The organism is Desulfofundulus sp. (assembly GCF_049701015.1).
Lineage (GTDB): Bacteria > Bacillota > Desulfotomaculia > Desulfotomaculales > Desulfovirgulaceae > Desulfofundulus.
Map to the genome: position 1 here is coordinate 1 of NZ_JBNATZ010000153.1, position 6,098 is coordinate 6,098.

Consider the following 6,098-nt stretch of genomic DNA (forward strand, 5'->3'; position numbering starts at 1 on the left):
ATTATAACAAGGAGGCTTTTGCTGTGGCGGAAACATCTCCGCCCGCCATGTTTGCCACCGCAAGTAAAGCCTCCTGAACACGTTTTTCTACCTCCTAGACTGGTTCAATTTTGGCAAACACCCTCCCGCACCGGCAGCCGTATGTAACCACGTCCCTCCTGCAGCCCTCCTGGATCGACAGGATCCGCACATCACCAGGCCAGGCATAGATGTCGGCGCCGCAGCCCGGGCAAGTTCTCTGGTCATTGGCCAGGATTTTCCGGGCTGTTATGGCCACGAAGCCGTCCCGGTCCAGGGCGACGGTGTAATCACTTATATGCAACCTGCTGATGTTGTAGCGTTCCAGCACTTCCCGGGCCGCCTCCAGCATCAGCAGCCGGGTCTGTGGCCGCTGGGTCCAGAGGAAGACGTTCACGGCGGTCTGTACTGCGGCGCGGTCTTCGGGTGTCGGGAAGGGAATGACCATGCTGCTCACCCTCCAGAATGCGGACTATCCACCTGGCCAGGATGTCCCCGGCCAGGCCGCGCGCTTCAACGGGCAATGTCACATCTTCTTTTGATTCAAACGTCCACATAGCGCCTCACGCCGCCGGCTTGGGCCAGCTGCTCATCTCGACCGCAGCCCGGCACACCGGGCAGGTGCTACAGTAAGTCTCAAGCAGGGCCGGGTTACCCAGGGCTTTTGCAATGGCCGCCATGTCCCCGGGAGTGATTTCCGCGGCCCCGGTCTCCATGCGACTGATGACGGACTGGCTGTAGCCAACGCGCCAGCCCAGCTCTTCCTGGGTGAGGCCCTGATCTTTCCTTGCGATGGCTACCCGCTCACCTATGGTGATTTCAACGGAAGCCCGGAGTTGCCGGGTTTTCCGGTACTTCTCAAGACTGATGACCATTTATTACCCTCCTTTCGCATAATCTGTTGGTAATTCGCGTTAAATCTGGCATGATTGATTCAGCCAGGACATTACCACCTTTTAAAAAGGAAATGGAATCATTGTTATGATGATCCCTTTTCCATATTCGTGGAATCTACCGGGACAAGCGTTACAACCCTGACCTCGGCTTCACGGTTGTACGCATCAATCAGCGCCTGCCTGCCGCGGACGTTGTAAATAAAGCTCCTGACCTGTTTATTGCTGTGCGGCGATTTGTCCAGTACCCACTTGCCGTATTCCGGCGTTTTAAGACCGTATTTATTGGCAATCCGTCCCAGCCGGTTGGCGCTGATACCGAGTTCTTCCGCAATCTCCGTGGCGGTAAAGTGTACCTCGATTTGCGGCTTGGGGAGGAGTGGTCTGCCCATGATAAGCTCCGTAGCACCGGCCACAAGCAGTTGAATACTTTCCGGCGACAGCATGTCTTTGAAGTCCTCGGCCATCTGCTTCATCAGTTTGGCCTGTCGGGTTTTGGCGTTGCGAAGGCGGGCTTCGATCTCGGCCTGGCGCAGGGAATTGTCTTTAGGGGTTGTTAAGGTTTTACTGCGGAAGTAGTGGTTGACCAGTTGCCGCTGCACCTGCCAGGCCAGGTCGTCGGTGAAGGATTTGACCAGCATGAGATAGCCGGATTCGGTGAGGAGGATAATTTTGTTTGGTGTGCCACCCTGCGGTCTTTCAAAACCAAGGCGACGAATTTCGTCGGGTTGGTTTAGCTCAAAGTAATCCTCGCCTTCAATGAAGTGCTGTCGATTCTCTCTAAAGTTTCTTCCTGCCGTTCCTTCCGGCCTCCGGTGCAACTCGTCGATGTCCCGGAACGTCACTACCCGCTGACCGCGGTATTCCTTAATCGTCAGTTCATGCTTCCGGTCGGCGATGGTCAGGTGAACGATGTTGTTCATGAGATGGGCCCCCTTGGTTCAAGTAGATAAGTTTTCTGGGTTGATAAGGTCAGAGAAAGTTACTTACTTACCACCTCTCCAGGAGGTGATGTGTTGTCTATAAATTCAATCTTGATCCCAAGCACGTCACATACTTTATGCATGTTGTCTTCATTCCACCGCCTGCGGCCCCGAAGTAAATCAATTAGGTAGGCATAACTTAAACCCGTCAGGCGCGCCAGGTCGGTGATCTTAAGCTGCTTCTGGACAAGCTTCTCTTTAACGACTGCACTGAAGTCCATTGCCATCACCTGCCTTACCATTACTATAAGGCTACTAGCCTAATTGCTCAAAGGCCGCTTAAGGCTATTAGCCGTCTGTACGGCAAAATATATGCGCCTAACTTTATCTTAGGCGATCAGCCTAATTATTTTGCCGTTTTAGGCTATTTGCTAATGGCATAAGGTACTGTTACCAGGGTAAAATATTTATGCATATTGCCAAAGGAGCTGGATATAAATGTCGCGCTTAAGGGAGTTAAGAAAAAGAAAAAAGTTGTCCGCAGAAAAAATGGCCGAAATCCTTGGCATATCCGTGCCCTACCTCTATGACCTGGAAAACGGAAGAAGAAGATTGAACCAGGATTTGCTTGTTAAACTGTATGAAAAGTTTGGGGTTTCCGCAGACTATATACTTGGCAATGATAAAAAGACCGAACCCGACCTCGACGCGCCCCTCTATGAAAACAACCTGGGCGATGCCCTGTTAAAAGTAGCCGAAATGGTTTATGAGTATAACCTGCCGCCGGAAGTGAGGTCAGTGTTGTTTGAGAGGGTGGTTCAAAAATTTAAGCCTCTCGAAAGGGGAGACCTGGCAGCTCACGGTCCGAGGCAGCCCGGTTCGGGGGCTTTTAAGGCTTTTAAAAAGGAGGACGAGAATGACAGGGAGGGAGAGGTTTGATCACCCTGGAGGACTTAGAAGGCCTTATCTTTGGCATGGGCGTGGACGTGCGGTACAAAAACCTGCACAAGCAGCACCCGCTCCTCGATGCCTACGCCTGGCCCGCCAGGAGGCTGATTGTACTCGATGAGACTCTGCGGTACCCCTCGCGCCACAAAAAGTGCGTCCTGGCCGAAGAGATCGGCCACATGGTGTACCCCCCTGCCGGCGACCACATACTGTACCACACTGCAGATTACTACAATCTTGACAGCTGGCAGCGGTTCGACCTCTGGAGACGGGTGGCTGCGGACGAACGTGAAGCGCTTCAGTGGGCTACGGGTTTCCTCATCCCGGACACGGCCTTCTGGGACTTTTTAAAGAGGGGCCCTCATGAGTGGGAGGACTGGTTGGAGTATTTTGACGTTGAGGATTGGTTTATGGGTTTAAAATTCAGGTTCATAAAAAAACGTCACTACTCCAAGTGGACAGAAATCATTCAAAAGATTGTGGAAGAAACCGCCGGGTAGCGGGTTTTTGTATTTTAGGGGGCTTTCGACACGCAACGACAAGAAAGGAGGTGGCATCTGTGAGGCTGCGCCGCAAGCTGGCGATCTTAAGTGTGCTGCTCCTGCTCGCCCTCATCCTTTCTTCCTGCGGCAGCCAGCCAGCAAACCAGCAACAGCAGCAGTATAAATTTGTCGGCAGCATTCATAGTAATATTTATCATTACCCTGACTGTAAGTGGGCACAGAGGATAAAACCCGAGAACCAGATCTGGTTTTCTTCCCCGGAAGAAGCGAAGGCTGCCGGATACAGGCCGTGCAGGGTCTGCAGGCCGCCAGGCTAAATAAGAGGTGGTGCTCGCCATGCCACGATGGGTTTTGCCTGCTATCATCTTCCTGTTGCTCATTTTTGCGGCTGCTCACCGGATGGAAGTAACGACAATGACACGTGACGGTGCGAAACTCGTTTTTGTGAGGGATAGGTGGTCGGGGCACGTGACTGAAAGGATTTACACGCCAACTTTGTACCACGAAAGAAGTCTTGACGACAATGACCCTGCCCCTTTTGACGTAGCTTGGCTTATCCTCACTCTGCTTTCGTTCGTATGGCTGTACTGTGCTACCAAGAGAACTCTACAAGAAAAACAGGTAAGAGATATAAGGGGGGATGGAGATGGTTAATTATCTTAAAGTATTCGTATGGACAGTGGTTCTAATGACAGCCATCTGTGCGGCATGTCCCGCATGGGCGACGACCGCCACTTACGAAAAGATGGGGGACTTCCTTTATTATCACGACAGCGAAGGTAATTCTGGAACGGGGTATTGGATTGGGGATGACATGTTTCATTATATGGATACCAGGGGCAACAGCGCGACAGCATACCGCCTGGGAGACACCTGGGTTATCGATACCCACGAATCGCCTCTGAGTAGGATAAATGTACAAAACCACTCTTCCGATTCCTCGGACGACATCGCCGGGCCCAGCAGTTCCACCGGTTCAACGAACTTCGATTTTACCAGACCCGGCCCCGGCGTTACCTCAGAAACCACCTCGAAGACCAATTACCTTAAACTATTTGAACAGCGGTATGCGGAACCTTATATAACAACCAAGCAGCAGGAAAGTGCCAGGACGCAGAAGCCTTCTCAGGCCAATCACGCAACACAAGAACAGCCTCCGTCCCCGCTTGTTTACTTCGCCGGCATGTTTACCGGTATTGCCGTGGCTTATGTTTTTAAAAAGCTGTTGCAGAAAAGAACAGGGAATTAAAGACGCTTTCACCATAAAACAGGGAGGAACACCATGCGCGGACACACCGAAAAGCAGCCCCGCTACGCCCTGGCTTATGCCAGGGTTTCTGATCCCCGCCAGGCCCAGAAAGGAGTTTCGGTAGCCGAACAGCTGAAAGAGGTCCGGGCCTATGCCGAACGGGAAAACATAATCATCTTGCGGGAATTTGCCGACCGTGGACGGTCCGCCTACCGGGACGATGTGAAGCGGGAGCAGTTTGAAGAGATGATCAGGCTGGCCAAGGAGGACCCGCGTGTATCCCTGATCCTGGTCCATGAATCTTCCCGCTTCATGCGCCGCCGGGCCAAAGCCGTCCTCGTCAAGGCGGAACTGGCTCAGTACGGCGTCAGGGTCGTCCCGGTACTCACGCCCTACGACAGCAGCACCATTGCCGGGTTCTGGATGGAATCAATCGACGAAACCCGGGCCGAAGCGGAAAGCATGGCCACGTCCATGCACACCCTGGAGAAGATGAAAGGCAGCATCGCCCAGCGGGACCCGGAAACTGGCTGGTGCTACAAGAACGGTGGCCGTGCGCCTGCCGGCTATAAAAACGTGCGTGTTGTCCGGGGAATAGATCACCGTGGCCGGGAAATCACCCGCCTGCTGTGGGAGATTGACGAAGAGTGGGGGCCCCGGGCACAGTTTATCGTGCGGGAACTAAAGCTCAAGCAAAACCTGTCCTATGACGGTATCCGCGATTACTGCAACCGGCAGGGCTGGCTCTCCCCAGAAGGACGGCCCATAACCACATCTTTTATCAGGGAATTCTTTCGCAAGGACCGGCTCTTGCAGCTGGCCGGCTATGCTTTCTGGAACCGTGAAAACCGGAGGGCCAGAGGGGAAAAATTCAAACCCGAAGAGGAATGGGTCGTGGTGCCAAACGCGCACCCAGCACTTATCACCGAAGAAGAAGCCCTGGCGTGCCGCAAATTGATAGAGGGGCGTAACTTCAATGATAAGAATATCCCCCAGGAGGAAAGCCGCTTCCTGCTCACCGGTAAAAACATAGAAGGAGAGAGGTTTTTCGTCTGCACCTACTGCGGGGGGAACATAGTTGGCGATACCCGGGGCGGCAGGCACAGGCTGAAGTACCAGTGCAGCACCGTCCTTTACGAAGGGCAGTACACCAGCCGGTGCATACCCGGTGTCAGGCTGGAAAAGGAAGCAATAGAACGGTACGTCATACTGGAAATACAGAAGAGGTTCGGCACGCCGGAGAGGATCGGGGAGCTGGTGAGAAAGGTGAACGACATGCTCAAGGAAGAAAATAAAAGCTACCAGTCCGCCGTTATGTTCCTGGACAGGCAGATCAGGGACCTGAATGCCCAGATCAGCAACCTGGTAGCCGCCATCGCCAAAGGCACCCCGCCGGAATTCGTCAACCCGGAGATAGAGAAACTGAAGGCCAAACTCGAAGAGACCGAGGCACAGAAAATAAACATGCAGAAAGTGAAGCCAGCCGTGCAGTACATCGACGAAGATAAGATTATCAGCAAGCTGTGCCGGCTGGACGAGGTGATGAAGGTCGGCACGAACCGGG

At 53.3% G+C, this 6,098-nt stretch carries 9 protein-coding genes; 5 read left to right on the plus strand and 4 right to left on the minus strand.

The features are described 5' to 3' along the window. Window positions 1–94 precede the first annotated feature (94 nt). The 4 genes from ACPLUI_RS09810 to ACPLUI_RS09825 form a co-directional block, all read right to left on the minus strand. Window positions 95–466, minus strand: coding sequence for a hypothetical protein (locus tag ACPLUI_RS09810; RefSeq protein WP_424660082.1), 372 nt, complete (start codon window positions 464–466; stop codon window positions 95–97). A gap of 115 nt (window positions 467–581) precedes the next feature. Next, window positions 582–893, minus strand: a complete 312-nt coding sequence (locus ACPLUI_RS09815; protein WP_424660083.1) for a helix-turn-helix domain-containing protein — start codon at window positions 891–893, stop codon at window positions 582–584. Window positions 894–997: 104 nt separating this feature from the next. After that, complete coding sequence (locus ACPLUI_RS09820) at window positions 998–1,834, minus strand: ORF6N domain-containing protein (RefSeq protein ID WP_424660084.1); 837 nt, start codon at window positions 1,832–1,834, stop codon at window positions 998–1,000. 59 nt (window positions 1,835–1,893) lie between these two features. Beyond that, window positions 1,894–2,115, minus strand: a complete 222-nt coding sequence (locus ACPLUI_RS09825) for a helix-turn-helix domain-containing protein (protein ID WP_424660085.1) — start codon at window positions 2,113–2,115, stop codon at window positions 1,894–1,896. 217 nt (window positions 2,116–2,332) lie between these two features. Between ACPLUI_RS09825 and ACPLUI_RS09830 the strand changes: the two genes are divergently transcribed. From ACPLUI_RS09830 to ACPLUI_RS09850, 5 genes are all read left to right on the plus strand, one after another. After that, entirely contained in the window at window positions 2,333–2,773 is a 441-nt protein-coding gene (locus ACPLUI_RS09830) for a helix-turn-helix domain-containing protein (protein WP_424660086.1), read from the plus strand. Continuing rightward, complete coding sequence (locus ACPLUI_RS09835; RefSeq protein WP_424660087.1) at window positions 2,770–3,282, plus strand: ImmA/IrrE family metallo-endopeptidase; 513 nt, start codon at window positions 2,770–2,772, stop codon at window positions 3,280–3,282. The genes ACPLUI_RS09830 and ACPLUI_RS09835 overlap by 4 nt, the downstream gene beginning before the upstream one ends. 59 nt (window positions 3,283–3,341) lie before the next feature. Continuing rightward, on the plus strand, window positions 3,342–3,602 hold the full coding sequence (locus ACPLUI_RS09840) for an Ada metal-binding domain-containing protein (RefSeq protein ID WP_424660088.1): 261 nt from the start codon (window positions 3,342–3,344) through the stop codon (window positions 3,600–3,602). Between the two features lie 329 nt (window positions 3,603–3,931). After that, window positions 3,932–4,534: a hypothetical protein gene (locus ACPLUI_RS09845; protein ID WP_424660089.1), complete on the plus strand. Its 603-nt coding sequence runs from the start codon at window positions 3,932–3,934 to the stop codon at window positions 4,532–4,534. 33 nt (window positions 4,535–4,567) lie between these two features. Then, on the plus strand, window positions 4,568–6,098 hold a 1,531-nt coding region (locus ACPLUI_RS09850), incomplete at its 3' end, for a recombinase family protein (protein ID WP_424660090.1).

Coding starts and splice junctions, on each gene's coding strand:
- ACPLUI_RS09810 (WP_424660082.1), bottom strand. CDS start 466: ATGGTCATTCCCTTCCCGACACCCGAAGACCGCGCCGCAGTACAGACC.
- ACPLUI_RS09815 (WP_424660083.1), bottom strand. CDS start 893: ATGGTCATCAGTCTTGAGAAGTACCGGAAAACCCGGCAACTCCGGGCT.
- ACPLUI_RS09820 (WP_424660084.1), bottom strand. CDS start 1,834: ATGAACAACATCGTTCACCTGACCATCGCCGACCGGAAGCATGAACTG.
- ACPLUI_RS09825 (WP_424660085.1), bottom strand. CDS start 2,115: ATGGACTTCAGTGCAGTCGTTAAAGAGAAGCTTGTCCAGAAGCAGCTT.
- ACPLUI_RS09830 (WP_424660086.1), top strand. CDS start 2,333: ATGTCGCGCTTAAGGGAGTTAAGAAAAAGAAAAAAGTTGTCCGCAGAA.
- ACPLUI_RS09845 (WP_424660089.1), top strand. CDS start 3,932: ATGGTTAATTATCTTAAAGTATTCGTATGGACAGTGGTTCTAATGACA.